Source organism: Halobacillus seohaensis, from assembly GCF_042663045.1.
Taxonomy (GTDB): domain Bacteria; phylum Bacillota; class Bacilli; order Bacillales; family Halobacillaceae; genus Halobacillus_A; species Halobacillus_A seohaensis.
The window spans coordinates 34,276-59,966 of the sequence record NZ_JBHSZV010000019.1 but is presented as its reverse complement, the minus strand read 5'-3'; the positions used below and the strand labels follow the sequence as shown (position 1 = coordinate 59,966).

The 25,691-nt window shown below is 40.5% G+C and carries 45 protein-coding genes and 1 rRNA gene; 4 read left to right on the top strand and 42 right to left on the bottom strand.

Annotated features, from left to right (window positions below):
• Both ACFQIC_RS08390 and ACFQIC_RS08385 read right to left on the bottom strand, forming a co-directional pair.
• A 16S ribosomal RNA gene (locus ACFQIC_RS08390) occupies positions 1-142 on the bottom strand; the annotation flags it as partial.
• A gap of 397 nt (positions 143-539) precedes the next feature.
• Positions 540-761 carry a hypothetical protein gene (locus ACFQIC_RS08385; RefSeq protein WP_204710883.1) on the bottom strand — a complete coding sequence of 74 codons (222 nt, stop codon included), beginning with the start codon at positions 759-761 and terminating at the stop codon, positions 540-542.
• A 121-nt stretch (positions 762-882) separates the two neighbouring features.
• Here ACFQIC_RS08385 and pdaB point away from each other — a divergent pair, with 121 nt between their 5' ends.
• A complete protein-coding gene (pdaB, locus tag ACFQIC_RS08380; RefSeq protein WP_204710882.1) occupies positions 883-1,641 on the top strand; it encodes a polysaccharide deacetylase family sporulation protein PdaB in 759 nt (252 codons plus the stop codon).
• Between the two features lie 424 nt (positions 1,642-2,065).
• Here the strand turns inward: pdaB and ACFQIC_RS08375 are convergent, their stop codons facing one another.
• Positions 2,066-2,662 carry a KinB-signaling pathway activation protein gene (locus tag ACFQIC_RS08375; protein WP_204710881.1) on the bottom strand — a complete coding sequence of 199 codons (597 nt, stop codon included), beginning with the start codon at positions 2,660-2,662 and terminating at the stop codon, positions 2,066-2,068.
• A gap of 135 nt (positions 2,663-2,797) precedes the next feature.
• Here ACFQIC_RS08375 and gerD point away from each other — a divergent pair, with 135 nt between their 5' ends.
• The gene (gerD, locus tag ACFQIC_RS08370) at positions 2,798-3,415 is read left to right on the top strand and encodes a spore germination lipoprotein GerD (RefSeq protein ID WP_204710879.1); all 618 of its coding nucleotides are present in this window, start codon (positions 2,798-2,800) and stop codon (positions 3,413-3,415) included.
• Positions 3,416-3,452: 37 nt separating this feature from the next.
• Here gerD and ACFQIC_RS08365 read toward each other — a convergent pair whose 3' ends face one another.
• On the bottom strand, positions 3,453-4,511 hold the full coding sequence (locus ACFQIC_RS08365; RefSeq protein ID WP_204710877.1) for an Mrp/NBP35 family ATP-binding protein: 1,059 nt from the start codon (positions 4,509-4,511) through the stop codon (positions 3,453-3,455).
• 88 nt (positions 4,512-4,599) lie between these two features.
• Positions 4,600-5,316 carry an N-acetylmuramoyl-L-alanine amidase CwlD gene (cwlD, locus tag ACFQIC_RS08360; protein ID WP_204710875.1) on the bottom strand — a complete coding sequence of 239 codons (717 nt, stop codon included), beginning with the start codon at positions 5,314-5,316 and terminating at the stop codon, positions 4,600-4,602.
• Between the two features lie 302 nt (positions 5,317-5,618).
• Between cwlD and ACFQIC_RS08355 the strand changes: the two genes are divergently transcribed.
• Complete coding sequence (locus ACFQIC_RS08355; RefSeq protein ID WP_390217031.1) at positions 5,619-5,741, top strand: hypothetical protein; 123 nt, start codon at positions 5,619-5,621, stop codon at positions 5,739-5,741.
• A 9-nt stretch (positions 5,742-5,750) separates the two neighbouring features.
• Positions 5,751-5,903: a serine hydrolase gene (locus tag ACFQIC_RS08350; RefSeq protein ID WP_204710885.1), complete on the top strand. Its 153-nt coding sequence runs from the start codon at positions 5,751-5,753 to the stop codon at positions 5,901-5,903.
• A 165-nt stretch (positions 5,904-6,068) separates the two neighbouring features.
• Here ACFQIC_RS08350 and rpsI read toward each other — a convergent pair whose 3' ends face one another.
• The 37 genes from rpsI to rpsJ form a co-directional block, all read right to left on the bottom strand.
• Positions 6,069-6,461 carry a 30S ribosomal protein S9 gene (rpsI, locus tag ACFQIC_RS08345; protein ID WP_204710873.1) on the bottom strand — a complete coding sequence of 131 codons (393 nt, stop codon included), beginning with the start codon at positions 6,459-6,461 and terminating at the stop codon, positions 6,069-6,071.
• 21 nt (positions 6,462-6,482) lie between these two features.
• Positions 6,483-6,920, bottom strand: a complete 438-nt coding sequence (rplM, locus tag ACFQIC_RS08340) for a 50S ribosomal protein L13 (protein WP_204710871.1) — start codon at positions 6,918-6,920, stop codon at positions 6,483-6,485.
• 327 nt (positions 6,921-7,247) lie between these two features.
• The gene (gene truA / locus ACFQIC_RS08335) at positions 7,248-7,988 is read right to left on the bottom strand and encodes a tRNA pseudouridine(38-40) synthase TruA (RefSeq protein ID WP_204710869.1); all 741 of its coding nucleotides are present in this window, start codon (positions 7,986-7,988) and stop codon (positions 7,248-7,250) included.
• Between the two features lie 16 nt (positions 7,989-8,004).
• Positions 8,005-8,802, bottom strand: a complete 798-nt coding sequence (locus ACFQIC_RS08330) for an energy-coupling factor transporter transmembrane component T family protein (RefSeq protein ID WP_204710867.1) — start codon at positions 8,800-8,802, stop codon at positions 8,005-8,007.
• Positions 8,795-9,667, bottom strand: a complete 873-nt coding sequence (locus ACFQIC_RS08325; protein ID WP_204710865.1) for an energy-coupling factor ABC transporter ATP-binding protein — start codon at positions 9,665-9,667, stop codon at positions 8,795-8,797. The genes ACFQIC_RS08330 and ACFQIC_RS08325 overlap by 8 nt, the downstream gene beginning before the upstream one ends.
• Positions 9,643-10,482 (bottom strand): energy-coupling factor ABC transporter ATP-binding protein, encoded by an 840-nt coding sequence (locus ACFQIC_RS08320; protein WP_204710863.1) that lies wholly within the window; start codon positions 10,480-10,482, stop codon positions 9,643-9,645. The genes ACFQIC_RS08325 and ACFQIC_RS08320 overlap by 25 nt, the downstream gene beginning before the upstream one ends.
• A gap of 160 nt (positions 10,483-10,642) precedes the next feature.
• The gene (rplQ, locus tag ACFQIC_RS08315; RefSeq protein ID WP_204710861.1) at positions 10,643-11,002 is read right to left on the bottom strand and encodes a 50S ribosomal protein L17; all 360 of its coding nucleotides are present in this window, start codon (positions 11,000-11,002) and stop codon (positions 10,643-10,645) included.
• A 44-nt stretch (positions 11,003-11,046) separates the two neighbouring features.
• Positions 11,047-11,991, bottom strand: coding sequence for a DNA-directed RNA polymerase subunit alpha (locus ACFQIC_RS08310; RefSeq protein WP_204710859.1), 945 nt, complete (start codon positions 11,989-11,991; stop codon positions 11,047-11,049).
• A gap of 180 nt (positions 11,992-12,171) precedes the next feature.
• Positions 12,172-12,567, bottom strand: coding sequence for a 30S ribosomal protein S11 (gene rpsK, locus ACFQIC_RS08305; protein WP_204710857.1), 396 nt, complete (start codon positions 12,565-12,567; stop codon positions 12,172-12,174).
• Positions 12,568-12,591: 24 nt separating this feature from the next.
• The gene (rpsM, locus tag ACFQIC_RS08300) at positions 12,592-12,957 is read right to left on the bottom strand and encodes a 30S ribosomal protein S13 (RefSeq protein WP_204710856.1); all 366 of its coding nucleotides are present in this window, start codon (positions 12,955-12,957) and stop codon (positions 12,592-12,594) included.
• Positions 12,958-12,981: 24 nt separating this feature from the next.
• On the bottom strand, positions 12,982-13,095 hold the full coding sequence (rpmJ, locus tag ACFQIC_RS08295) for a 50S ribosomal protein L36 (RefSeq protein WP_044153295.1): 114 nt from the start codon (positions 13,093-13,095) through the stop codon (positions 12,982-12,984).
• 37 nt (positions 13,096-13,132) lie between these two features.
• Positions 13,133-13,351, bottom strand: coding sequence for a translation initiation factor IF-1 (infA, locus tag ACFQIC_RS08290; protein ID WP_204710855.1), 219 nt, complete (start codon positions 13,349-13,351; stop codon positions 13,133-13,135).
• Entirely contained in the window at positions 13,329-13,664 is a 336-nt protein-coding gene (locus ACFQIC_RS08285) for a KOW motif-containing protein (protein ID WP_204710854.1), read from the bottom strand. The genes infA and ACFQIC_RS08285 overlap by 23 nt, the downstream gene beginning before the upstream one ends.
• 16 nt (positions 13,665-13,680) lie before the next feature.
• Entirely contained in the window at positions 13,681-14,427 is a 747-nt protein-coding gene (gene map / locus ACFQIC_RS08280) for a type I methionyl aminopeptidase (protein WP_204710853.1), read from the bottom strand.
• Positions 14,424-15,077: an adenylate kinase gene (locus ACFQIC_RS08275; protein ID WP_204710852.1), complete on the bottom strand. Its 654-nt coding sequence runs from the start codon at positions 15,075-15,077 to the stop codon at positions 14,424-14,426. Before ACFQIC_RS08275 ends, map begins: the two co-directional genes overlap by 4 nt.
• A 40-nt stretch (positions 15,078-15,117) precedes the next feature.
• Positions 15,118-16,410 (bottom strand): preprotein translocase subunit SecY, encoded by a 1,293-nt coding sequence (secY, locus tag ACFQIC_RS08270; protein ID WP_204710851.1) that lies wholly within the window; start codon positions 16,408-16,410, stop codon positions 15,118-15,120.
• Complete coding sequence (rplO, locus tag ACFQIC_RS08265) at positions 16,410-16,850, bottom strand: 50S ribosomal protein L15 (RefSeq protein WP_204710849.1); 441 nt, start codon at positions 16,848-16,850, stop codon at positions 16,410-16,412. The genes secY and rplO overlap by 1 nt, the downstream gene beginning before the upstream one ends.
• Before the next feature lie 30 nt (positions 16,851-16,880).
• Positions 16,881-17,063 carry a 50S ribosomal protein L30 gene (rpmD, locus tag ACFQIC_RS08260; protein ID WP_204710848.1) on the bottom strand — a complete coding sequence of 61 codons (183 nt, stop codon included), beginning with the start codon at positions 17,061-17,063 and terminating at the stop codon, positions 16,881-16,883.
• Between the two features lie 18 nt (positions 17,064-17,081).
• On the bottom strand, positions 17,082-17,579 hold the full coding sequence (gene rpsE / locus ACFQIC_RS08255) for a 30S ribosomal protein S5 (RefSeq protein ID WP_204710846.1): 498 nt from the start codon (positions 17,577-17,579) through the stop codon (positions 17,082-17,084).
• 20 nt (positions 17,580-17,599) lie between these two features.
• On the bottom strand, positions 17,600-17,962 hold the full coding sequence (gene rplR, locus ACFQIC_RS08250) for a 50S ribosomal protein L18 (protein WP_204710844.1): 363 nt from the start codon (positions 17,960-17,962) through the stop codon (positions 17,600-17,602).
• A 35-nt stretch (positions 17,963-17,997) separates the two neighbouring features.
• Positions 17,998-18,534: a 50S ribosomal protein L6 gene (rplF, locus tag ACFQIC_RS08245; RefSeq protein WP_204710842.1), complete on the bottom strand. Its 537-nt coding sequence runs from the start codon at positions 18,532-18,534 to the stop codon at positions 17,998-18,000.
• Between the two features lie 31 nt (positions 18,535-18,565).
• The gene (rpsH, locus tag ACFQIC_RS08240; RefSeq protein ID WP_204710840.1) at positions 18,566-18,964 is read right to left on the bottom strand and encodes a 30S ribosomal protein S8; all 399 of its coding nucleotides are present in this window, start codon (positions 18,962-18,964) and stop codon (positions 18,566-18,568) included.
• Between the two features lie 30 nt (positions 18,965-18,994).
• Entirely contained in the window at positions 18,995-19,180 is a 186-nt protein-coding gene (locus ACFQIC_RS08235; RefSeq protein ID WP_204710838.1) for a type Z 30S ribosomal protein S14, read from the bottom strand.
• A gap of 26 nt (positions 19,181-19,206) precedes the next feature.
• Positions 19,207-19,746, bottom strand: a complete 540-nt coding sequence (gene rplE, locus ACFQIC_RS08230) for a 50S ribosomal protein L5 (RefSeq protein ID WP_204710836.1) — start codon at positions 19,744-19,746, stop codon at positions 19,207-19,209.
• Between the two features lie 26 nt (positions 19,747-19,772).
• The gene (rplX, locus tag ACFQIC_RS08225) at positions 19,773-20,084 is read right to left on the bottom strand and encodes a 50S ribosomal protein L24 (RefSeq protein ID WP_204710834.1); all 312 of its coding nucleotides are present in this window, start codon (positions 20,082-20,084) and stop codon (positions 19,773-19,775) included.
• Positions 20,085-20,120: 36 nt separating this feature from the next.
• Positions 20,121-20,489 (bottom strand): 50S ribosomal protein L14, encoded by a 369-nt coding sequence (rplN, locus tag ACFQIC_RS08220; protein WP_204710832.1) that lies wholly within the window; start codon positions 20,487-20,489, stop codon positions 20,121-20,123.
• A 41-nt stretch (positions 20,490-20,530) separates the two neighbouring features.
• Positions 20,531-20,794: a 30S ribosomal protein S17 gene (gene rpsQ, locus ACFQIC_RS08215; protein WP_204710830.1), complete on the bottom strand. Its 264-nt coding sequence runs from the start codon at positions 20,792-20,794 to the stop codon at positions 20,531-20,533.
• A gap of 24 nt (positions 20,795-20,818) precedes the next feature.
• On the bottom strand, positions 20,819-21,019 hold the full coding sequence (gene rpmC / locus ACFQIC_RS08210) for a 50S ribosomal protein L29 (protein WP_101847020.1): 201 nt from the start codon (positions 21,017-21,019) through the stop codon (positions 20,819-20,821).
• Positions 21,009-21,443, bottom strand: a complete 435-nt coding sequence (gene rplP / locus ACFQIC_RS08205; protein ID WP_101847022.1) for a 50S ribosomal protein L16 — start codon at positions 21,441-21,443, stop codon at positions 21,009-21,011. Before rplP ends, rpmC begins: the two co-directional genes overlap by 11 nt.
• Before the next feature lie 18 nt (positions 21,444-21,461).
• Positions 21,462-22,103 carry a 30S ribosomal protein S3 gene (rpsC, locus tag ACFQIC_RS08200; protein WP_204710829.1) on the bottom strand — a complete coding sequence of 214 codons (642 nt, stop codon included), beginning with the start codon at positions 22,101-22,103 and terminating at the stop codon, positions 21,462-21,464.
• A gap of 3 nt (positions 22,104-22,106) precedes the next feature.
• Entirely contained in the window at positions 22,107-22,448 is a 342-nt protein-coding gene (rplV, locus tag ACFQIC_RS08195; RefSeq protein WP_204710827.1) for a 50S ribosomal protein L22, read from the bottom strand.
• A gap of 20 nt (positions 22,449-22,468) precedes the next feature.
• Positions 22,469-22,747: a 30S ribosomal protein S19 gene (gene rpsS / locus ACFQIC_RS08190; RefSeq protein ID WP_204710819.1), complete on the bottom strand. Its 279-nt coding sequence runs from the start codon at positions 22,745-22,747 to the stop codon at positions 22,469-22,471.
• Between the two features lie 57 nt (positions 22,748-22,804).
• A complete protein-coding gene (rplB, locus tag ACFQIC_RS08185; RefSeq protein WP_204710817.1) occupies positions 22,805-23,638 on the bottom strand; it encodes a 50S ribosomal protein L2 in 834 nt (277 codons plus the stop codon).
• 34 nt (positions 23,639-23,672) lie between these two features.
• The gene (gene rplW, locus ACFQIC_RS08180) at positions 23,673-23,960 is read right to left on the bottom strand and encodes a 50S ribosomal protein L23 (RefSeq protein ID WP_204710815.1); all 288 of its coding nucleotides are present in this window, start codon (positions 23,958-23,960) and stop codon (positions 23,673-23,675) included.
• Complete coding sequence (gene rplD / locus ACFQIC_RS08175; protein ID WP_204710813.1) at positions 23,960-24,583, bottom strand: 50S ribosomal protein L4; 624 nt, start codon at positions 24,581-24,583, stop codon at positions 23,960-23,962. The genes rplW and rplD overlap by 1 nt, the downstream gene beginning before the upstream one ends.
• 22 nt (positions 24,584-24,605) lie before the next feature.
• On the bottom strand, positions 24,606-25,238 hold the full coding sequence (rplC, locus tag ACFQIC_RS08170) for a 50S ribosomal protein L3 (protein ID WP_204710811.1): 633 nt from the start codon (positions 25,236-25,238) through the stop codon (positions 24,606-24,608).
• Positions 25,239-25,272: 34 nt separating this feature from the next.
• Entirely contained in the window at positions 25,273-25,581 is a 309-nt protein-coding gene (rpsJ, locus tag ACFQIC_RS08165; RefSeq protein WP_204710809.1) for a 30S ribosomal protein S10, read from the bottom strand.
• Positions 25,582-25,691: the final 110 nt, after the last annotated feature.

Sequence of the window (25,691 nt, the reverse complement as noted above, 5' to 3'; positions counted from 1 at the left end):
TGCCCACGTGTTACTCACCCGTCCGCCGCTCATTCCACAAGTTTCATCCCCGAAGGGAATCAACCTGCTTCCTGCGCTCGACTTGCATGTATTAGGCACGCCGCCAGCGTTCGTCCTGAGCCAGGATCAAACTCTCCATAAAAGTTGAGAATGAATTGCTCATTTGCACATCAAATGTGCTTGTTTTACTTCCTTCTATATAATAGAAAGAATAATTGACGTACTGGTTGGTTCGTTCAGTTTTCAAAGATCAAAAATGCAAGTTGTCGTTTTGGCGACAAGAACTAATTTACCATGGTTTCTCTATTTCGTCAACATGTTTTATAAAAAAGTTCAAATCTTTTTTGAAAGCAATTTGTTTGCTTGATGTGAATTTCTTAACTGACAACGTTTAATAATATATCACACACTTAAAAGTGAACGCAATAACTTTTAGATATTTTCTTTGTTTTTTTATAAAACTGATAAAATTAAACGTAAAACAAAAACAGATAAAGATCAGGGCGGGCCCTGCTTTTATCTGTTTTATAATTAAATAATTAGTTCTGTTTTTTCTTATTAGGCATGTATTGCAAACATTCCTCACCAGTCGCAAACCTTCTAAATAGCTGAAATAATACATCATACCTATCTTCCATTGCTTTTTTAATCGATGAATCAATTCTGTAATCACCGAGATCAAGTGTAATTTCCTCCATCTCTCTTCTTAACAAATATTCTACTTCCTGGTGTTCCTGCTTAGTAATCATAAGACCGTACATAATTGATCCTCCCTCTCAAACTAGGTCTTGTTTATTTTTACCCTTTTTTCTGGATTTATAGCATAGGTCGTCCAATTTTTCATAGGTATAGATTACAGAAGATAAAAAAGGAGTGCTTATCGTGAGTTTTTTTAAGAAAAGAATAGAGCTGATCAAGCGTTATGGTGTAATTGTGGTCATTGCTTTATTTTGTGCCATATTAATGTGGGTAGGCCAACGGGGCCAGATCTCCGTCTTTTCTAATGAAGGAGACCCCCGTGCTCTATCCCAAGGGAGTGACGAGCATCCACTTATATCTTTAACCTTTAATATTAGTTGGGGAAATAATAAAGTTCACGATATTCTTAAAGTTCTTGAAGCTCACGAAGCAAAGGCGACTTTTTTTCTAGGGGGAGAGTGGGCGGAACGACATCCTGACATCGTGAAGAAAATTCATGAGGGGAATCACGAAATAGGCATGATGGGGTATGCTTATGAAAGTTATTTGGATTTAGAACCCCATGAAATGAAACAAGATATCCAAAAAGCACGAGAAGTATTTGAAAAACTGGGGTTTGAAGAGAGACATTGGATACGCCCCCCTCATGGTCAGTACAATAAAGAAATATTAGAGGTTATAGAAGCTGAGCAACTCGAGGCTATACAATGGAGCGTCAATCCACGAGATTGGGAAAATCCTGGAACTAATCAAATCATTGATCAAATATTAGATGAAACTGGTAAAGGAGATATCATTCTTTTGCACGCTTCAGATTCAGTTAAACAAACTGATAAGGCTTTAGAAGTTATATTGCCAGGATTGAAGCAAAAAGAATTGGAATTCTCTACTATTACTGAGTTGGTTAATGGAAGTAAGGCTAAAATTACCCAAGTTGAATAAAATGAGAGCAGCAACGGCCATCAATTTATTCCCAACTTGATGGTTTTTTTGTTATAACTAGTTGAATATGCACCCCGATTTGTTAGTTAACGCTAGTCAGTGTTAGTCTACATTCCCACCTACAAATTCGCTTACATAACGTTACCAGTAATTTGGAGGTGATTGTTGGATAAATAGCTCACTTTACGGAAAAATGAAGGAAGGGATCACCTATATATTACAGACGTGGTGGTTCCCCTCCTTTATTTTTTAGTAAGACTTTTACAGTGGCGTGGCCCCAAGTGCTTTTAGTTGAATTGTCTTGAATATAAAAAAATCTCAGTTCAATGAACTGAGATTTTTAAATTTTAATTACAAATACAGTGAAATTAGTTCTGTAAATTAGGAAAGGGATTCCTTTAACATAATAGTGTAGCCCTTCCTTTTACTTTTTCGGTGTGTCTGCATTTAAACGATGAAGAATTAGTAGCTGATATGCATTGCATACTAGTAACGGAATGATCATTAACCATATATAATCACTTGAAGATGCACGTAAAGCTGGCACCCACTCAATGGATGTTACAACGACCATAAAAAACAAAGCTGGTATAAATGCATGTTTATTTGTTTCTTTAGCTTTAATAAAAGACACAAATAAAGATACGAGTAATAATCCTAAAGCCACAAAAACATAAGGCCATATCGAAACACTCTCTTCACCTTGATATCGAAAGTAAATAAGATCGAATAGTGTAAAAGCAATTAAAAACAATTGGATGACTGACCAACTGCGCCGAAACATACCTCGGCCAAATTGATGGATGGTTAAATATGCAAAAAAACCCATTTGACTAATAACACTAAAAATAAATCCAAGGCCTGTGAAAAACAATATCAAACCGATAAGTTCAAACATTTGAAAAGGCTGTAATACCTCAGTATAAGACTCACTTTTGATTATAAAACTGGATAGCAATGTCAGACCGCCGCCAATAACCAACGCCGTCAGAAATAATCGTACCCATTTTCGACTATTCACGTTTTTTCCCCCTATTGCATGAAAGTTCCCTATCGTATTTTATCATGAAGTTTTATAATTTTCCTTTACCGCATATTTTTTTTTAACACGTACATATTAAATGTAAGGGAAAACAAAAGAAAGGGGACATTTCTTATGTCCATATTTCGAATTATTTTACCCATATTACTCGTTGTTTTCCTGGCAGCTTGTAATGGCAGTTCAGGTGCAAGCGAGCAATCCGATTATGATACCACTAAAAAAATGATGGTAGATATATTGAAGTCAGATGAAGGTCAAAGTGCCTTAAAGGACGTTTTGGCTAAAGAAGATATGAAGCAAGAATTGGCACTTGAATCAGAAGAAGTATCAACTGCCGTTAAAGAAACACTGCTATCAGAAAAAGGGAAAGCATTTTGGAGTAAACTGTTTTCAGATCCCTCCTTCGTAAAAGAATTCAGCAAGGTAGTCCAAGAAGAACAAAAAAGTTTAATGAAGGCTTTGATGAAGGATTCAGAATATCAAGCATCACTAATCGAAATTTACCAAAACCCAGAAATGATGGAAAAAATGCTTGAAGTTATGCAAGGCCAAAAGTTTCGTGCTCATTTAGAAAAAACAATTGAGGAAACATTAAATAACCCTGTCTTTCAAGCAAAAATAAGTGAAACGCTTCTAAAAGCTGCTGAAGAAATGCAAAGTGGTGGGGGCGGTCAAGGACAAGGTGGAGGAGGATCCTCCGGAGAAGGCGGTAACGGAGGTGGAGGTCAATAAACAAAACACGCAGCCTAGGGTGACTGCGTGTTTTCCTTTATTTAGAGAATTTGTCGATCACTTTAGCAGCCATATTTCGATAAACAACTCCCGTTGGGTGATCTTCCTGATAAACAGAAGGTGCAAAGACATCTTCTTCCTCATAAGGCTGTTCTAGAGGTATGTGCCCTAATACATCAGTTTTCAACTCGTCGGCTAGTTTAACTCCACCACCACGGCCAAACACGAATTCCTTATTGCCTGTTTCTTTACTTTGGAAATAAGCCATATTTTCCACAACACCAAGGATATCATGTTCCATTTTAATCGCCATTTGCCCAGCACGAGCCGCTACAAAGGCAGCTGTTGGATGAGGTGTAGTTACAATAATTTCTTTAGATGTTGGAAGGAGGGAGTGGACATCCATCGCAATATCTCCTGTTCCTGGTGGTAAATCCAGAAGTAGATAGTCCAGATCTCCCCACTCTACTTCTTTAAAAAAGCTTGTTAGCATTTTGCCAAGCATAGGCCCTCGCCAAACAATCGGGGAATTATCTTCAACAAAAAATCCCATAGAAACAAGTTTAACTCCAAAGCGTTCAACCGGGATTATTTTTTCACCGCGAACTACCGGACGTTCTTCTACGCCCATCATATCCGGAACGCTAAATCCGTAAATATCTGCATCAATAATACCGACCTTTTTACCTAAACGAGTAAGCGAAACAGCAAGGTTTACCGTTACTGTTGATTTCCCTACGCCACCTTTACCACTAGCAATAGAGATGAAATTAGTCCCTGGCTTTCCACCTAGTAAAGAAGCCTCTTGCTCCTCTTCCGCTTGTGGTTGGAACTTTTCAATTACATCATCAGGTAACTTATCAAAGCGAAGCCCAACGGTAGCTGCTCCGCCACTTTTCAGTTCATTCACAATTTTTTGCTGAAGTTCCATTTGTTCAGCTGTATTTGTCTTAGCTATTAGAACTTTAACACTTACATGGTCCTTTTCTTCCTTTATCTTAATTTCCTCTACTCCACCAGTCTCTTCTAACGTTTTATGTAAAAACGGATCTTCGACAGAATGGAGGATCTCTAGTACCTTTTCTTGTGTAAGCAAATGGGTCACCTTCCTTAGAAAATGTTTCAACAATGCAAGTATAACATATATGAAACGCTTCCTAAGTAATTTGCATAATACGAGGGAATTATTCTTCTGTCATATACTTTAGAATTCCCCTATAAATAGAAGCAGCAACTTTTCTTTGATAATCCTCACTTTCGAGAAGCTCCCTCTCCTGCGGGTTTGACAAAAAACCTCCTTCTACTAAAGCTCCAGGCGGATCACCATGTTTTAAAATATAAATATTTCTAAGACCTGCAGGTTCCCTATTGGTATTTTCTAAATTATCACGGATTTCTCCTTGTATATCATTTGCTAACTTTTCACTAGCTTCTTTGTTCGGATTGAAAAAGGTTTGTGCACCACGCCACTGCGTATTCGGACTCGCATTCAAATGCAGACTTATAAAAAGATCGGCATTCGAATCATTGATAATCCCAATACGTTTTCGGATATCCTCTGCTTTACGAGCAGATAAACTACCTGGTTTTGTTGATAATGGTGCAGGTGATAGATCTCGATCATCTTCTCTTGTTAAAAAAACAATGGCGCCCGCTTCTTGCAAATAGTCTTTTAAATAATTAGAAAGATTTAAGGTAATTCCTTTTTCTTCTGTTCCATTCGCCCCGCTTGCGCCTGCATCAGGACCACCATGGCCTGGATCAAGGACAATCACTTTTCCAAATAACGGAGAAGACCACGTTTGCCATGTATCTTTAACTTCCTGAACAGGAATAGCTATGATGCTTACGCAAATTAAAATTGCAACAAACCAGAAGATTGTTTTCAATCGACGTACCATATCCCCACTCCCTTACCCTTGTAGCTAAATATATGGGACAAGAACTGAAAATATGAATAGCTCCTTCATGTTATATTTCAAAGGATTTTGCACACGATATATTGCTTTAAAATAATAAATAGTGTACAAAAGTGCCCGTTAATTCATATCTTTTAAAAAGAGGAATCTAAGGGAAAAACAAGCCATTAAAAAACTACCACAGAAATACACAACCGAGAAAATTCATAAGTAGTTCGGTTTTAATAGAAATTCCACTTCAGAAGATTGATACGATCATAAATGTAAGCATTTCTGAGGGAGACATGCTTAGAGCAGTCACTTTAGTAGCTAACAAAGGACACATCGCCCAACACGCAGCCTATGGAAATGCTCTGTTATATGAAGGTGATTTAGCAACTAAAATTGATGAGCCAATCGGGATGTAAAAAGATACAATCTTTGATGTTGCCTCTCTCAGTAAAATATTCACCGCTACAGCTGCCTTGAAATTATATGAAGAAGGACATTTCAAAAGAATTGCAGCAACAGAATTTCAACAACGATTGAACGAGGTCTTGTTTGGGGTGAAGTTCATCTTGAAATTATAGAAGAGAATTGGTGTAAAAGAAATTATTAAAAATCATGGATTGATAAGCTAAGATAACAACTCGGTAGCATGTGAGAACTCGGAATTAATCTGTTTAACCTTTCCCAATTTTTCATAACAAAAAAAGTCCTTTCCCATTAAAGGAAAAGAACTTTTTGAAAAGATATTAACGCTTAGAGAACTGTGGAGCACGACGTGCACCTTTAAGACCGTATTTCTTACGCTCTTTCATACGTGCATCACGCGTTAGAAGTCCAGCGCGTTTAAGTGGTGTGCGGTATTCCGGATCAGCTTCAAGAAGAGCACGAGCGATTCCGTGACGGATTGCACCAGCTTGACCAGTGAAACCTCCACCATCGACATTCACATAAACATCATAGTTTCCTTCAGTCTCTGTAACAGCTAAAGGCTGCTTAAGAATCATACGAAGTGTTTCATATGGGAAAAATTCTTCAGCATCACGCTTATTTACTACTACACGACCCGTTCCAGGAACAAGACGTACACGAGCAGTTGATTTTTTACGACGTCCAGTACCAGAGTATTGTACTTGTGCCACTATTGATTACCTCCCTTTTTATTATCCACGAAGTTCGTAAACTTCTGGTTGTTGTGCTTCATGCTTATGCTCAGTTCCAGCGTATACATGAAGTTTCTTGCCCATCTTACGTCCTAGGCTTCCTTTAGGTAGCATCCCTTTAACAGCAAGTTCAAGCATTTGCTCAGGGTATTTAGTACGCATTTCGTTAGCTGTACGCTGTTTCAATCCACCTGGGTGAGTTGAGTGACGGTAATAGATCTTATCATTGATTTTATTACCAGTAAGTTCGATTTCTCCAGCATTGATGATGATGACATGGTCACCAGTATCAACATGTGGAGTGTACGTAGGTTTATTTTTACCGCGAAGGATTGATGCAACTTCGCTTGAAAGACGACCAAGTGTTTGCCCTGCAGCATCCACTACGTACCATTTGCGGTCCACGGTGTTTTCATTTGCCATGAAAGTTGTGCGCATATAGGTTCCCTCCTGAATAATTATAATTAGTTTCATAAAGCTTCAATATAAATTTATCTCAAATACGATTAGTTTCCGGGGCTAACCGTGGTATAGAAATAAAATGCCATAGATTATAATATAACACTCCTGTACCATATGTCAAGGTATTAAACGCAAGGAAACGTTGTTTTTTAATAGAAAAGCGAAAGCCGCCTTGTAGACAGGACTCGCATTAGAAAGCCACGTAGTAAAGTGATTCATCTTAACGGGATGAATTATTTAAACGGCCCATTTTGTGAACCATCAAGTTGAGGGTACGAACATTGAAGAAAAACATCGGTACAGTTAGTAATCCACCTTCCAAAGAAACAATCCATGAGGCGGTGCAGTAATACCAGCAGCTTCACGATTACGTGCTTCTAACATCTCTCTTAATTTTTCTGGGCGATGATTGCCTCGCCCAACCTCTAGAATCGTACCAACTAAAATACGTACCATATTATATAAAAAACCACTCCCCTTAAATATAAACACAAGTTCAGAACCTTCTTTCTCTATCGTAGCTCGTTGAACCGTTCTCACTTTACTTCCCTTTACATCAGCACGAGTCGCACAAAATGATGTGAAGTCATGTTCCCCTTGAATAATCTGACAAGCATCTAACATGGCTTCAACATCTAAAGCCTTTCTTATGTGATATGAGTAATTTCGACGGAAGATATCAGGCTCAGGATGATTACGCACAAAATAGCGGTACTCTTTACCTGTCGTGTGATAACGAGCGTGAAAGTCCTCGTCTACATTATCAACATTAGAGACATAAATATCATATGGTAGAGTAGCATACAATGCCCTTTTCCAGTTAGAAGAAGGAATGTTTAAATTGGTATCAAAGTGAAAAACCTGGCCTTTAGCATGAACACCTGAATCAGTTCTTCCTGAAGCTTTGGTTTTCACATGTTTTCCTTTGTGTATCTTTTTCAATGCTTTTTCTAACTCTGCTTGCACAGTGTTTGCATTGGCCTGCACTTGGTAACCCGCATAATTTGTCCCATCATATTTCACTTCACATTTAATACGATACATTTTCCCTTCCTCCAACTCAATTTCTAGCTAAAAATAAACCGACAATTAATATTGCAAACAATACATAGACAAACCAATCTCTGCGACCAATCTGCAGTTCTCTTAATTTTGTTCGGCCTTCGCCACCTTTGTACCCTCTAGCCTCCATGGCCATAGCGAGCTCTTCTGCACGTTTAAAGGCACTGACGAACAAAGGTACCAAAAGTGGGATGACAGCTTTTATACGGTCTTTAAACGCCCCTGTACGGAAATCTACACCTCGGGATGCCTGGGCTTTTGAAATTTTTTCAGTTTCTTGCATTAAAGTTGGGATGAAACGCAATGAAATGGACATCATTAAAGCTAATTCATGGACAGGAAAACGAAATTTTTTCAAAGGGCCCAACAATTGTTCAATAGCATCCGTTATTTCAATTGGTGTTGTTGTTAATGTTAGAAGTGATGTAACCATAATCAGCAAGAAAAAGCGCAATGAGATGGAAGCACCTTGAATAAGAGCCCCACGATGCAGGTCCCATCCTAAAATAGTTGTGATCACTTCCCCTTCCTTCGTTACAAATAAATGGAGAAGGAATGTAAAAGCAATCAAAAACCATACAGGCTTTAATCCTTTTAAAATATATCGCACTCGAATCCTTGTTACAAAAACACTTCCTAAAGCAAATAACGTCAACACTCCATAACTCATAACAGAATTAGCAAAAAATACGATCACAACAAAGAAAAAGATAATGGCTATTTTCGTCCGTGGGTCAAGCTTATGAATAAAGGAGTCCCCCGGGATATACTGACCGATCATCATTGAACTACTCATGATCGCGCGCCCCTTTCACCATTAAGGTCAGTTCTTTTGCTAATTCAGCTATTGATTGACCTCGATAAGGGATCTCACTATGAAATTTATTTTCTACTTTGGTTAAGAATTCTATAATTTCTGGAACATCTAATTGGACTTTCTGCAACGCTTCTTTTTCTTTAAAGATATCAAGAGGTGCTCCCTGTTTATAGACTTCACCATCATTTAATATAATTATATGATCAGCGTAAGTTAAAGCGTCTTCCATACTATGCGTGACTAATACAGTCGTTAAATGCTTATCGCGATGTAAGCGAGCGAACATGCCCATGACTTCATGTTGACCTCTAGGATCTAGACCTGCCGTTGGCTCATCAAGTACAAGCACATTAGGGTTCATAGCCAATACACCAGCAATAGCTACCCTCCGCATTTGTCCACCACTCAAGTCGAAAGGAGAACGCTTTAACAATTCTTCATCTAAATGCACAGATTCAATAGCCTCTTTTGTGCGTCTTTTAATTTCTGCTTCATTCACTCCAAAGTTACTTGGACCGAAAGCTATATCCTTTTCCACCGTCTCTTCGAATAACTGATGTTCTGGATACTGAAAGACAACTCCTACCTTTTCGCGCAGTTCTCGTAACTGTTTATTCTTTTCTTCAGCCTTAATATGATATGGACCAATTGTAACTTCGCCTTGAGTTGGTTGAACGAGACCATTTAAATGTTGAATAAGTGTCGACTTCCCAGAACCAGTATGCCCAATGATAGCAACAAAGGAACCAGAGTCAATTTGAAATGACAAATCGTTTAGTGCCTGGTGTTCGAACGGACTATTAGGTTGATAAATATAACTCACGTGTTTAAACGAAATGTCCATAATTCCTCCAATAACTCCTGGTGATTAAGTGGCTCACGTCTAAAACTAAAGCCAGCAGTTTTTAGTTCTTCTGCTAGTTTCGTTACAAAAGGAGTATCTAAGCCAATTTTCTGCAATTGCTCTTGTTTCTCAAAAACCTCTCGAGGACTCGCTTCTAGCCATACCTCGCCTTCGTTCATAACCAACACCCGTTCTGCCTGAGTGACTTCTAACAAGTCATGTGTAATCGTTACAAGAGATAAATTCCTTTGCTCTTGTACCTCAAGTATCGTATTCATGATTTCTTTCCTACCTTTGGGGTCAAGCATTGCTGTTGCTTCATCTAGAATAATATATTTCGGGGATACAGCTAGCACGCTTGCTATTGCAACACGTTGCTTTTGGCCACCCGAGAGCCTATGAGGTTCTTGTCGCTCATACCCTAGCATTCCTACAGCAGATAAACTCTGTTCAATTCGCTCAAGCATTAAGTCCCTTGGCATACCATTATTCTCCATACCAAAAGCTACATCGTCTCTAACCGTTGTACCTACGAATTGATTATCGGGGTTTTGGAATACCATACCAACACTTTTTCTCACATCCCAAACAGTCTCAGCACTCACCTTTTGTCCATCCACATAAATTTCACCTTCTTGAGGAATTAACAAACCATTCGTTAGCTTCGCGATGGTAGATTTACCAGAACCATTATGGCCGATAATAGCTACCCATTCGTTAGCAGCTATTTTAAAGCTCACATTATTCAATACCCAAGGCATATCATCTTGGTACCGAAAAGAAACATTTCTAAACTCAATTTGGCTCTCTGCCATGTGGTTCTCCTCCACTCTGCTAATTTCCCGGGAAATATTTTTCAACATTTCCCGTGCCTTTATGACATATTACTCTTGAATTTAAACAATAAAAAAAGGGCTGGAGTTAACCTCGAGTCGAGATTCCGTCCTGCCCTTTTAAAAAATTTAAATGGTGACATTAAACTAGTTCAATGATAGCCATCTTAGCTCCATCACCTTTACGCTCGCCCAACTTAAGTACACGAGTGTAACCACCTTGACGTTCCTCATAGCGTGGTGCAACATCAGAGAACAGCTTTTGAAGGGCTGTTTGGTCTCCTTCTTCATTAGCATCTGCTTTGTAAAGGAACGATTCAGCTTGACGACGAGCGTGAAGATCGCCACGCTTACCTAGTGTAATCATTTTTTCAACAACAGAACGAAGCTCTTTAGCTTTAGCTTCAGTTGTTTCAATACGTTCATGAATGATCAAGTCAGTCGCTAAGTTGCGTAGTAGCGCCATGCGTTGATCGGTAGTACGTCCTAACTTTCTAACCATGAAATATCCCTCCCTTATAGGAATTTCTTAGATGTGTCGATCCATTAATCTTCTTTTCTTAAACCTAGTCCAAGCTCATCTAGCTTGTACCTAACTTCTTCAAGAGATTTACGACCAAGATTACGAACCTTCATCATATCTTCTTCTGATTTATTTGCAAGTTCCTGCACTGTGTTAATTCCCGCACGTTTCAAACAGTTATACGAACGTACAGACAAATCAAGCTCTTCGATTGTCATCTCAAGTACTTTTTCTTTTTGGTCCTCTTCTTTTTCGACCATGATTTCAGCCTTTTGAGCTTCATCAGTAAGGCCTACAAAAATATTGAGGTGTTCCATATAGATTTTAGCTCCAAGAGAGATCGCTTCTTCTGGACGAATGCTTCCATCAGTCCAAACGTCTAAAGTCAACTTATCAAAGTTTGAAGTTTGACCAATACGAGTGTTTTCCACTTGGTAGGTCACACGAGAAACAGGGGTAAAAATTGAGTCAACTGGAACAACCCCAATTGGTAAATCATCATGGTTATTACCTTCAGCTGGACGATATCCTCGCCCGCGTTCTGCAGTAATACGCATACGTAGAGGGGTTTTACTATCTAATGTTGCGATGAAAAGATCAGGGTTTAGTACTTCTACATCACTATCATGCGTAATATCAGCAGCTGTTACCTTACCTTCCTTCTGCACATCAATCTCTAAAGTCTTCTCTTCGTCAGAATAAATCTTCAAAGCAAGTTTCTTTAGATTTAACACTACGGTTGTTACATCTTCTACAACACCTTCTATTGTAGAGAACTCATGGAGAACTCCGTCAATTTGAACAGATGTAACGGCAGCACCAGGTAGTGAGGATAATAAAATACGACGTAAGGAGTTACCTAGTGTTGTACCATATCCACGCTCAAGCGGTTCAACGACGAATTTACCGAATGTGGAATCACTGCTGATCTCAACCGGTTCAATTTTTGGCTTTTCAATTTCGATCATTTAAACAAAACCCTCCTTCAAAACGTCGAAACCCCGGTTAGACAATTGGCCTAACCGAAATTCCTCAGGTAGGCAGTCCTGATTACAAGACGAACTACTCTATGACTGTCTTATGGCATTGCGATTTTAAAAGCTATCATAACCCATTATAGACAGGGTGACAAATTCTATTCAGAATTATTATACGCGACGACGTTTTGGCGGACGGCAACCGTTGTGTGGTACTGGAGTCACATCACGAATCGCAGTGATCTCAAGACCAACAGCTTGTAGTGAACGAATTGCTGCTTCACGTCCAGCTCCAGGGCCTTTAACAGTAACTTCAAGTGTTTTCATTCCGTTGTCCATAGCGTCTTTCGCAGCGGCTTCAGAAGCCATTTGAGCAGCAAATGGAGTAGATTTACGAGATCCTTTGAAGCCAAGTGTTCCAGAGCTCTTCCAAGTGATTACGTTGCCTTGAACGTCGGTGATCGTTACGATCGTATTGTTAAAAGTGGAGCGGATATGCGCAACTCCACTCTCAATATTCTTTTTGACGCGACGTTTACGACTACGGGTGTTTGCTTTACGTGCCATGTAGTTTTACCTCCTTTTTGCTAATTATTTACGCTTGTTAGCCACTGTACGACGTGGGCCTTTACGAGTACGAGAGTTGTTTTTGGTCTTCTGTCCGCGAGCTGGAAGTCCGCGGCGGTGACGAATTCCACGGTAAGAACCAATCTCAATTAAACGTTTGATGTTTAAAGAATTCTCACGGCGAAGATCACCTTCAACGTTGTGGTTGTCAAGTGCTTTACGGATCTTACCTAATTCATCTTCTGTAAGATCACGAACGCGAGTATTTTCAGAAACGCCTGCATCTGTCAATACTTCACTAGCTAATGATTTTCCTACACCATAGATATAAGTTAGAGATACGACTACTCGTTTATCACGAGGGATATCTACACCTGCTATACGTGCCATTGGGTACGTGCACCTCCTTCATTATTAACCTTGTTTTTGTTTGTGTTTAGGATTTTCACAGATAACCATTACTTTACCTTTACGACGGATAACTTTGCATTTCTCACACATTGGTTTAACAGAAGGTTTTACCTTCATCATCCATACCTCCTTTTATAACGGAGTATTGTATTTTTTATTTATAACGGTACGTAATACGTCCTCTTGTCAGATCATATGGGGAAAGTTCTACCGTCACTTTGTCTCCAGGTAAGATTCGAATGAAGTGCATGCGAATCTTACCAGAAACGTGAGCTAAAACGGTGTGGCCGTTTTCAAGCTCTACTTTGAACTGAGCATTCGGTAGAGTTTCAGCGACAGTACCTTCCACCTCAATTACATCGTCTTTCGCCATCGAGTTGATCTCCCTTCTTCAAATCAGTCACTTCTTCATTGACATATTTTGATACGGCAAATCGAAGCTTGCCATTTGTGACGCGACCAGTTTCTAGAAGGCTGTTTTGGACTTCCGGAGAGATGAAATCCATAAGCTCTACATGCTGTAAATTCTTTTTCTTTGGTCGATCATACTTACGTTTCTCTCCGTCGGCAAGCAGTAAAAAGCGGCCATCAAGAATATCTATGACAACTGCATACTGACCCGCCTCGCGTCCTTGTACAATACGAACAACTTGACCTATTCGTGGACTCGACTCAGAATCATTCAAACAAGATCACCTTCACTTAGGTTGTAGTTAAGACTTCGTAACCTTCTTCCGTAATCGCGATGGTGTGTTCAAAGTGCGCACACATTCTACCATCTTGTGTCACTACCGTCCAACGATCACTAAGAGTCTTGACATAACGAGACCCTGCATTAACCATCGGTTCTACAGCCAGCACCATTCCAGGTTTCAAGCGAGGTCCTTTGTTTGGGGGACCATAATGAGGGATTTGAGGATCCTCATGTAGTTCCTTCCCTACTCCATGACCCACATATTCACGTACAATCGAAAAACCTTTACCTTCGACATAGCTCTGAATGGCGTGGGATATATTCGAAAGGCGTACACCCGGTTTTGCCTCATCAAGTCCCTTCATCAAACATGATTCAGTTACTTGCAGCAATTCAGCAGTGTTTTCATCTACGGCGCCGACAGGATAGGTCCAAGCCGAGTCACCATGATAACCTTGATATTTCGCACCAATATCGATACTAATGATATCTCCATCATTAAGCACCCGATTACCGGGTATTCCATGAACGAGCTGTTCATTGACCGATACGCAAATACTACCACGGAATCCATTATAACCTTTAAAAGAAGGTAATGCATCCTTACTGCGTATGAATTGATCAGCAATTTGATCTAATTCACCAGTTGTTATTCCAGTACGGATGTTTTTCCTCATTTCCTGGTGCGTTAAGGCGACAATTCTGCCAGCTTCTCGCATAATTTCTAATTCCCGTGGTGTTTTGCAAATAATCATTTCACAAGGCCTCCGAGTTTTTTATCAATATCCTTAAAAACTAGATCGATATCATTATCGCCATTAAAGGTGACTAAATATCCTTTATCTTGATAGAATTTCAAAAGTGGTTGAGCTTGCTCAACATTAACTTCTAAACGTTTTTTAACAGTTTCAGGTTGATCGTCTTCACGTTGAATCAGTTCAGCCCCATCATGATCACATTTCCCATCCTCTTTTGGAGGATTGAAGATAACATGATATGTTGCTCCGCAAGTTGGACAAACTCTTCGTCCGGTTAGTCGTTCGAGAAGTTGATCTTTTGGAACATCAATATGAAGCACATAATCGACTGACTCATTCATATCCTTCAATAAATTCTCAAGGGCTTCTGCCTGAGCAATGGTACGTGGAAATCCATCAAGTAAGAATCCACCTTGACAATCTGGTTTCTTAAGACGCTCGCGAACAATTCCGATTGTTACTTCATCAGGAACTAGTTCACCTTTATCCATATATGATTTAGCTTCTTGACCAAGTGCCGTTCCTTCTTTGATAGCTAAACGGAACATATCTCCAGTTGAGATATGAGGGATGTTATATTTTTCGACAATCATCTCTGCCTGAGTACCTTTACCGGCACCAGGAAGACCCATCAGAATTAAATTCAACGTCTTCCCTCCGCTCTCTTTTTCATTAGCTTTTCACAATTTATTTAATAAAGCCTTTATAGTGGCGTTTCACTAGCTGACTCTCAAGTTGCTTCATCATTTCAAGGGCTACACCTACAACGATGAGCAATCCTGTTCCTCCAACCTGAACACTTGGGGGTAGATTAGCTACTGAACCAAGAATAATAGGAAGAATCGATACAGCTGCTAGAAAGATTGAACCTACGAAAGTTAAACGGTACATCACTCGTGTAAGATACGTCTCAGTATTTGCACCAGGACGAATTCCAGGAATATAACCGCCTTGCTTTTTCAAATTCTCGGCCATTTGCTCAGGGTTTACCTGGACAAATGTGTAGAAATATGTGAATGCAATTATTAACGCAACATAGATAATCATTCCAGGCCAATTCTGATAATCAAAGATATATTGAATAACAGAGGCTACTTCATTACCTTCAAAGAAACCAGCAACAGTTCTTGGTGCGATAATGAATGAAATTGCAAAGATTACTGGAATAACCCCTGCAGCATTAACCTTAATCGGTAAATGAGTTGAATGTCCACCTACTGGAGATCGGTTAACGAGTTTTTTCGCATATTGAATTGGTATCTTACGAAGTGCTTGCTGAATGAATATAACTCCAACAACTACCGCGACAATGACTAATGCAATGATTGCGATAATCACTAGATTAATAAACAATTCATCACCCGCACCAGTAATATACTGGTCATACAGTTGGTTTGCTCCTGTCGGAATAGCAGCAACTATACCGGCAAATATCAATATGGAAATACCATTTCCAACGCCGTGAGACGTAATTTGCTCACCAAGCCACATTAGGAATGCTGTTCCGCCTGTTAATACAAGAGCAATGATTAAGAACTTTGCAGGGCCGGGATTAGCGATGAGTTGACCTCCAGCTAATGCGTTGAACCCAATAGACATTCCAATTGCTTGTATAAAAGCTAAAACAATCGTTCCATAGCGGGTAAACTGAGCTAATTTTCGGCGACCCACTTCACCTTGCTTTTTCCATTCCGCAAATTTAGCTACGACATCCATCTGCAACAACTGCATGATGATGGAGGCTGTAATATACGGCATGATCCCCATTGCAAAAATCGAGAAATTCTGCAGTGCACCGCCTCCAAATGTGTTTAGAAATCCAAACGCATTTTGTTCATCCATGAAGTTAATTGCGTCCCGGTTTGTAAAGGGAACAGGAATGAATGTACCCAAGCGAAAAACAATCAGCATTAATAAAGTGAATATAATTTTCCGCCGAATATCACCCACGCGCATAAAATTGGAGATTGTCCGGAACATTAAATCACCTCAGTTTGACCGCCCGCTGCTTCAATAGCTTCTTTAGCCGAAGCAGAGAACTTATGAGCTTTCACAGTAAGCTTCTTTTCAACAGAACCTTTAGCGAGAACTTTAATGCCAGCTTTTTCTTGACTGACAATGCCAGTTTCAAGTAGAAGTTCTGGAGTAACCTCTGCGCCCTCTTCAAAGCGGTTAAGAGCATCAAGATTAATAATCGCGAATTCCTTACGATGAATGTTCGTAAAACCACGTTTCGGCAAACGTTGGAAAAGTGGCATTTGACCACCCTCAAAACCTGGACGAGTTTTACTACCTGAACGTTGTCCTTGACCCTTGTGGCCACGACCTGAAGTCTTACCATTACCAGAAGCCATACCACGACCTACACGGTTGCGTTCTTTCTTGGATCCAGCTGATGGTTTCAGTTCATGCAGTTTCATACGAGCACCTCCTTATTATTGATTCTTTACTTATAGTTCTTTAATCGATACAAGGTGAGATACCTTATTAGCCATACCTCGAATCGCTGGGTTATCTTCGATTACGACAGATTGACGAATTTTACTTAGACCGAGTGCTTTAACTGTTGCACGCTGATCTTCTGATCTGCCAATAACACTGCGCGTGAGGGTAACTTCTAACTTTTTAGCCATTTCATTTCCCTCCTTATCCTACAGTTCTTCTACTGACTTCCCACGAAGTCGAGCAACGTCTTCTGCGCGCTTAAGTTCATTAAGTCCAGTTAGTGTCGCACGAACCATGTTAATTGGTGTGTTTGAACCAAGTGACTTAGAAAGTATATCGTGTACACCTGATAATTCAAGAACTGCACGTACAGGGCCACCAGCAATAATTCCAGTACCTTCAGCGGCAGGCTTCATCAGAATATTACCAGCACCGAATCTTCCTATAACCTCGTGAGGAATTGTCGTGTTTTTAATTGGAACAGAAATCAAACTTTTCTTCGCATCATCGATAGCTTTTTTAATTGCATCTGGTACTTCTTGTGCTTTACCAGTACCAAATCCAACATGACCATTTTTATCTCCTACGACAACCAATGCAGCAAAACGGAAACGACGTCCACCTTTAACTACTTTTGCAACACGGTTAATCGTAACTACGCGTTCTTCTAAATCTAGTTTATTAGGGTCAATTTTTGTTAGCATGTATGTCCCTCCTTTAACGATTAAAATTCTAGGCCGGCTTCGCGAGCCGCATCTGCTAGTGCTTTCACACGTCCATGATACAAGTAACCACCACGGTCAAACACAATCACTTTATAGCCATTGTCTTTCCCACGCTTAGCAACTAATTCACCGACTTTTTGTGCTGCTTCTACGTTACCAGTATTATCAAGACTTAAATCTTTATCTACTGTAGAGGCACTTGCAACAGTTTCTTGGTTGTCGTCATTAATTAATTGTGCATAGATGTGTTTGTTTGAGCGATAAACGTTTAAACGCGGACGTACAGCTGTCCCTACAACGTTTGAGCGTACACGCGCATGACGTTTTTTACGGACAACATTCTTATCAGCCTTTGTGATCATCTGGGTCACTCCTTTCTATTCCTTACCTTAGAACCTTATTTAGCTGTTTTACCTTCTTTTCTGCGAACATGTTCGTTTTCGTAACGAATTCCTTTACCTTTATAAGGCTCAGGAGGACGGATAGCACGGATCTTTGCTGCAACAGCACCGACTAGCTCTTTGTCGATTCCCTTAATAGTTATTTTCGTGTTTGCAGGAACTTCAATTTCGATTCCCTCACGGTTTTCAACTTCTATTGGGTGAGAGTAACCAGCATTAACAACAACTGTTTCTCCCTGCTTTTGCGCACGGTATCCTACCCCGTTAAGTTCAAGGTTTTTCTCAAATCCTTTGGATACACCCTCAACCATATTAGCGATCAGGCTTCGAGTAGTACCGTGAAGAGCACGATGTTCTTTGTGTTCGCTTGGACGAGACACTGTAAGAACGTTATCTTCAAGCTTCACCGTAATATCCTCATGGAACGTACGAGTCAATTCACCTTTTGGACCTTTAACTGTGATTGTTTTATTGTCCTGAATGATTTCAATACCTTCAGGAATTTCTAATGATTTCAATCCTACGCGAGACATTCATTTGCACCTCCTGTCTTATCTGTTTCGATTACCAAACGTAAGCCAGAACTTCGCCACCAATGGCTTGTTCACGAGCTTCTTTATCTGTTAGTACACCTTTTGAAGTAGAAACAACGGCTACACCTAGTCCGTTAAGAACTTTTGGAAGTTCTTCAGCTTTAGCATAAACACGTAGTCCTGGTTTACTGATACGCTTAACTCCAGTGATTACACGCTCTTCGTTTTGACCGTATTTAAGGAAAATGCGAAGAACTCCTTGTTTGCTATCTTCTACAAATTCATAATCACGTACAAAACCTTCACGTTTTAGGATATCAGCAATTTCTTTTTTCACTTTAGAAGCTGGAAGTTCAAGCTTCTCGTGACGAACCATATTCGCGTTTCGAATACGCGTAAGCATATCTGCAATCGGATCTGTCATAGTCATAACTTATATACCTCCTTCCCTATATCGGGTTTACCAGCTGGCTTTTTTGACACCAGGGATTTGTCCTTTGTGTGCAAGTTCACGGAAACAAATACGGCAAAGCTTAAATTTGCGTAGTACGGAATGAGGACGTCCGCAACGTTCACAACGAGTATATTCGCGTACTTCGTACTTTTGTTTGCGCTGTTGCTTCGCGACCATAGATTTTTTAGCCACAATCTTCCCTCCTTATGGTTAGCTCATTATTTCTGAAACGGCATACCGAATTGAGCTAATAGTTCACGTGATTCTTCGTCAGTTTCCGCTGAAGTAACGATAACGATATCCATGCCACGCACTTTATCTACTTTGTCATAATTAATTTCTGGGAAAATCAATTGTTCTTTTACACCTAGTGTATAGTTTCCACGACCGTCAAAAGCTTTCTTTGAGATCCCGCGGAAGTCACGAACACGTGGTAGTGATACTCCAACTAGTTTTTGGAAGAATTCGTACATACGATCTCCGCGAAGTGTTACCTTCGCACCGATTGGCATACCTTCACGCAAGCGGAAACCTGCAATTGACTTTTTAGCTTTCGTGATCAAGGGTTTTTGACCAGAGATCAATGATAGTTCTTCAACAGCTGAATCTAATGCTTTCGCATTTTGAACAGCGTCACCAACACCCATGTTAATTACGATTTTTTCGACTTTAGGTGTTTGCATAACAGAATCGTATTCAAACTTGCTCATCATAGATGGCACAATTTCTTCTTGATATTTTTTCTTCATTTCGTTCATCAAGTGGCCCTCCTTTCATCACTGGATTAGTTATCTAATGCTTCACCAGATTTTTTCGCGATACGAACATTCTTTCCGTCTTCAACTTTATGACCAACACGAGTTGGCTCGCCAGATTTAGGATCAATTGGCATTACGTTTGAGACATGAATTGGCGCTTCTTGAGTAAGAATCCCACCTTGTGGGTTATCTTGTGAAGGCTTTGCGTGTTTCTTAATTTCGTTAATTCCTTCTACAAGGACACGTTCTTTCTTAGGGTAAGATTCAAGGATCGTTCCTTGCTTACCTTTGTCCTTGCCAGAAATAACCATTACTTTGTCACCTTTTTTTACGTGCATGCTTCGCGCACCTCCTTAACAAGGCATTTCAGGTTTTTATATTACTTCTGGAGCTAATGATACGATCTTCATGAATTTTGCATCACGTAGTTCACGAGCTACCGGTCCAAAGATACGTGTACCGCGTGGACCTTTGTCTTCACGTACAATTACGGCTGCGTTTTCGTCAAAGCGAATATATGAACCATCTTTACGACGCATACCACTTTTAGAACGTACAATTACGGCTTTTACTACCTCGCCTTTTTTAACAACGCCTCCTGGTGTTGCCTGTTTCACTGTAGCGGTGATTATATCACCGATATTAGCAGTCTTACGACCAGATCCACCCAATACTTTAATCGTTTGGATTTCACGTGCACCAGAGTTGTCGGCTACTCTCAATCGAGTCTCCTGTTGAATCATATACTGTAACCTCCCTTCGGAATTTCTCCGAGCGAACTATATTAGATAATAACAGACTCTTCTACGACTTCTAGAAGACGGAAACGTTTCGTTGCTGACAACGGACGAGTTTCCATGATACGTACAACGTCGCCATTTTTAGCTTGGTTGTTTTCATCGTGAGTCTTAAGTTTCTTCGAATACTTTACGCGCTTGCCATAAAGTTTGTGGAATTTGTAAGTTTCAACTAGAACAGTAATGGTTTTATCCATTTTGTCAGATACTACACGGCCAGTGTAAACTTTACGATTATTACGTTCACTCATGTGAGGGTGACCTCCTCTCAACTATTAGTTATTTACGCCTAGCTCACGTTCGCGAGCAACAGATTTCATACGAGCAATAGACTTACGAACTTCGCGAATACGCGCAGTGTTCTCAAGTTGACCTGTTGCCAGCTGGAAACGTAGGTTAAAAAGTTCTTCTTTAAGAGACTTAACTTTTTGTTCAATTTCGGCAGTGGTTAATTCACGGATTTCATTAGCCTTCATTGATTTCACCACCAATTTCTTCGCGTTTTACAAATTTAGTTCTGATCGGTAGCTTGTGAGAAGCAAGACGTAACGCTTCACGAGCAACTTCTTCAGATACACCTGCTATTTCAAACAAAATCTTTCCTGGTTTTACTACAGCCACGAAACCTTCTGGAGCACCTTTACCAGAACCCATTCGAACTTCTAGGGGTTTAGCAGTATAAGGCTTATCTGGGAAGATTTTAATCCATACTTTACCGCCACGCTTCATGTAACGAGTCATCGCGATACGCGCTGCCTCGATTTGACGGGCTGTGATCCATGCTGGATCAATTGCTTGTAAACCATATTCACCGAAAGATACGGATGTTCCACCTTTCGCACGGCCTTTTAGGCTTGCGCGGTGTTGACGACGATATTTAACACGTTTAGGCATTAACATAATGCTGTTCCCCCTTCCTTATTTATTAGTTTTGGTTGGAAGGACTTCTCCACGATAGATCCACACTTTAACACCAAGTTTACCGTAAGTTGTGTCTGCTTCTGCAGTTCCATAATCGATGTCTGCACGAAGTGTGTGAAGTGGTACTGTTCCTTCACTGTAATATTCAGCACGAGCGATATCGGCACCGCCAAGGCGTCCAGATACTTGTGTACGAATACCTTTAGCTCCACCACGCATAGCGCGTTGAATTGTTTGTTTCTGTGCACGACGGAAAGACACACGGTTTTCCAGTTGACGTGCGATACTATCTGCTACAAGAGTAGCGTTCAAATCAGGTTTTTTCACTTCAACGATGTTGATGTGAACACGTTTACCAGTAAGAGCATTCAACGATTTACGAAGTGCTTCAACTTCTGATCCGCCCTTACCAATAACCATTCCTGGTTTACCAGTGTGAATGGAAATGTTTACACGGTTTGCTGCGCGTTCTATTTCAACCGTAGATACGGCAGCGTCTTTAAGACGTTGTTCTGTATATTCACGAATTTTAATATCTTCATGCAACAAGTCAGCATAGTCCTTGCCAGCGTACCACTTTGACTCCCAGTCACGGATAACGCCAATACGAAGACCTACCGGATTAACTTTTTGACCCACTGATTATCCCTCCTTCTTTTCTGATACAACCACTGTGATGTGGCTCGTGCGTTTATTGATTTGACTTGCGCGTCCCATAGCACGTGGACGGAAACGTTTAAGAGTTACGCCTTCATTTACAAACGCTTCGGAAATATATAAATTATCTGTATCCATTTCATAATTGTGTTCAGCATTAGCAATCGCAGAATTTAGCACCTTCTCAATCACTGGAGAAGCGCCGCGCTGAGTTAAGCGCAATGTTGCGATCGCGTCACCTACGTTTTTTCCTCGAATTAAATCGATAACTAAACGAGCTTTACGAGGAGCAATACGAACGGTTTTAGCAACTGCTTTAGCTTGCATTAGAGTGCCTCCTCTCTACATTATCGTTTTGTTTTCTTGTCGTCGCCAGAGTGTCCCTTGAACGTACGGGTTGGCGCGAATTCACCAAGTTTATGACCCACCATATCTTCAGTTACGTATACAGGTACGTGTTTACGTCCATCATAAACTGCGATTGTGTGTCCCACAAAGTTTGGGAAGATGGTAGAACGACGAGACCATGTTTTAATCACCTGGTGCTTGTTATCTTCGTTCAACTTTTCTACTTTTTTCATCAAATGGTCATCAATAAAAGGTCCCTTTTTTAGGCTGCGGCCCATGAATAAACCTCCCTTCGTGATTGGTTGACGGGTTTCATTGCCTGTCGTGCAATCCCGTTATTTTTTACCTCTTTTACGAACGATATATTTATCAGACGGTTTGTTGCGTTTACGCGTCTTGTAACCAAGAGTTGGTTTACCCCATGGAGACATTGGAGAAGGTCGGCCGATTGGTGCACGTCCTTCACCACCACCGTGTGGGTGATCGCTAGGGTTCATAACAGAACCACGTACAGTTGGGCGCTTGCCTTGCCAGCGAGAACGTCCAGCTTTACCTACACTGATTAATTCGTGTTCTAAGTTTCCAACTTGACCAACTGTTGCACGGCAAGTACTTAGCACTAGACGAACTTCACCAGAAGTAAGACGTACGAGGGTGTATTTCTCTTCACGACCAAGGATTTGTGCAGAAGTACCTGCTGAACGTACAAGTTGTCCTCCGCGGCCTGGTTTAAGTTCTACGTTGTGTATAACTGTACCGATAGGAATATCTTTCAATTGAAGAGAATTCCCAGGTTTGATATCTGATCCTTGACCAGAGATGATTTCATTACCTACTTTTAGACCCTTAGGTGCTAAAATGTAACGTTTTTCACCATCAACGTAGTTAATTAGTGCAATGTTAGCGGAGCGGTTTGGATCATACTCAACCGTGGCAACGCGTCCAGGTATTCCGTCTTTGTCGCGCTTGAAGTCGATAATACGGTAATGACGCTTGTGGCCTCCGCCTTGATGACGAACTGTCAGTCTACCCTGGTTGTTACGTCCACCGCGCTTGTGTAGTGGAGTCAATAGGGAGCGTTCAGGTTTATCAGTTGTGATTTCCGCGAAATCAGATACTGTCATGTGTCGACGACCGTTAGTAATTGGTCGAAACTTTTTAATCGCCATCTTTTTTCCCTCCTTCACTGATTAGATTTGTAATTTATGCTTCAAAAATTTCTAGTTCTTCACTGTCTTCAGTCAATGTAACAACTGCTTTCTTACGATCAGAACGATAGCCACCGAAACGACCCATACGCTTAAATTTACCTTTAAGGTTCATCGTGTTTACTCCAGCAACTTTAACTCCGAAAATTTCTTGAATTGCATCTTTAATTTCCGTTTTATTTGCTTTCGTGCTCACTTCAAACGTATATTTCTTTTCTCCCATAAGGTCAGATGATTGTTCAGTAATGACAGGGCGTTTAATAATATCGCGTGGTTCTTTCATTATGAGAGCACCTCCCCTGCTTTTTCAGCTGCGTCCTTCGTTAGGATAAGTTTGTCATGCGTTAGTAAATCTAACACACTTACCTCATCTACAGTCAATGCCTTCACTGTAGGGATATTGTTAGATGATAGAACAACGTTATCGTTCTTATCTGCAGTAACAATAAGAGCTTTTTCGTTCACATCTAGTCCTTTAAGCAAGCTAACTACTTCCTTAGTCTTCGGTGCATCAAAAGAAAGACCTTCAAGAACAACAATGTTGTCTTCTTGTAACTTAGAAGAGTAAGCTGATCTAAGTGCTAAACGTCGAACCTTTCTAGGCAATTTGTAGCTATAGCTACGTGGTGTAGGACCAAATACAGTACCGCCACCTACCCATTGTGGTGCACGAATAGTACCTTGACGAGCACGTCCGGTTCCTTTTTGGCGCCACGGTTTACGACCGCCGCCGCTAACTTCTGAACGGTTTTTAACTTTGTGCGTGCCTTGACGCAAGGATGCGCGTTGTGACACAGCAGTTTCATGTAATACATGAGTGTTTGGTTCAATACCAAAAACAGCGTCATTCAGTTCAACATCTCCAACTTTAGAGCCGCTTTGGTTTAATAGTGCTACTTTAGGCATGACATATCCTCCCTTCCGTTAATTATTTGCTAGCCTTTATTGCACTCGTTACTTTAACGTAAGATTTTCTCGGGCCAGGTACATTACCTTTAATTAATAGTAAGTTGCGCTCAGCGTCAACACTAACAATTTCAAGGTTTTGTAGCGTGATTTGTTTGCCACCCATTTGTCCTGGAAGTTTCTTTCCTTTGAATACGTGCATTGGATCAATTGGACCCATCGCACCAGGACGGCGGTGATAGCGGGAACCGTGTGTCATTGGTCCACGAGATTGGTTGTGGCGCTTGATCGCACCTTGGAAACCTTTCCCTTTAGAAGTTCCTGTTACATCAATCACGTCACCAGTTTCGAAAATATCCACCTTAACCTCTTGACCTAAATCATAGTCATCAAGGTTTGAGTTACGGAATTCACGAATGTAGCGCTTAGGTGTTGTGCTTGCTTTCTCAGCATGACCTTGATCGGCTTTCTTTAAGCGGTTTGACTTTTGATCAGCAAAACCTAGTTGAACAGCTTCATAACCATCGTTTTCTTCTGTTTTCTTCTGCAAAACAACGTTAGGTTCCGCTTGTACAACTGTTACTGGAATTAACTCTCCGCTCTCTGAAAAGATCTGAGTCATCCCGACTTTACGTCCTAAGATTCCTTTCGTCATCCGTTACACCTCCTATTATAATTATCTATTTATTTTAAAGTTTGATTTCGATATCCACACCAGATGGTAGATCTAGACGCATTAGCGAATCGACCGTCTGTGGCGTCGGATTAACAATGTCGATTAGACGTTTGTGTGTGCGCATTTCGAATTGTTCACGAGCATCTTTATACTTGTGAGTTGCACGAAGTACAGTATAGATTGACCTCTCAGTTGGAAGTGGAATCGGACCAGATACGTTCGCACCAGACCTCTTCGCTGTGTCTACAATTTTTTCAGCAGACTGATCTAAAGCCCTATGATCATACGCTTTTAAACGAATACGAATTTTTTCTTTTGCCATTATGTTCCCTCCTTCTTCGCCCATTTTAGAAATAGACATTCTCCACGAAAATTCCTCAACTCACCGACCATGGCAAAGGGGCCGTGTGTGTCAACAACCTTTCGTTTCAT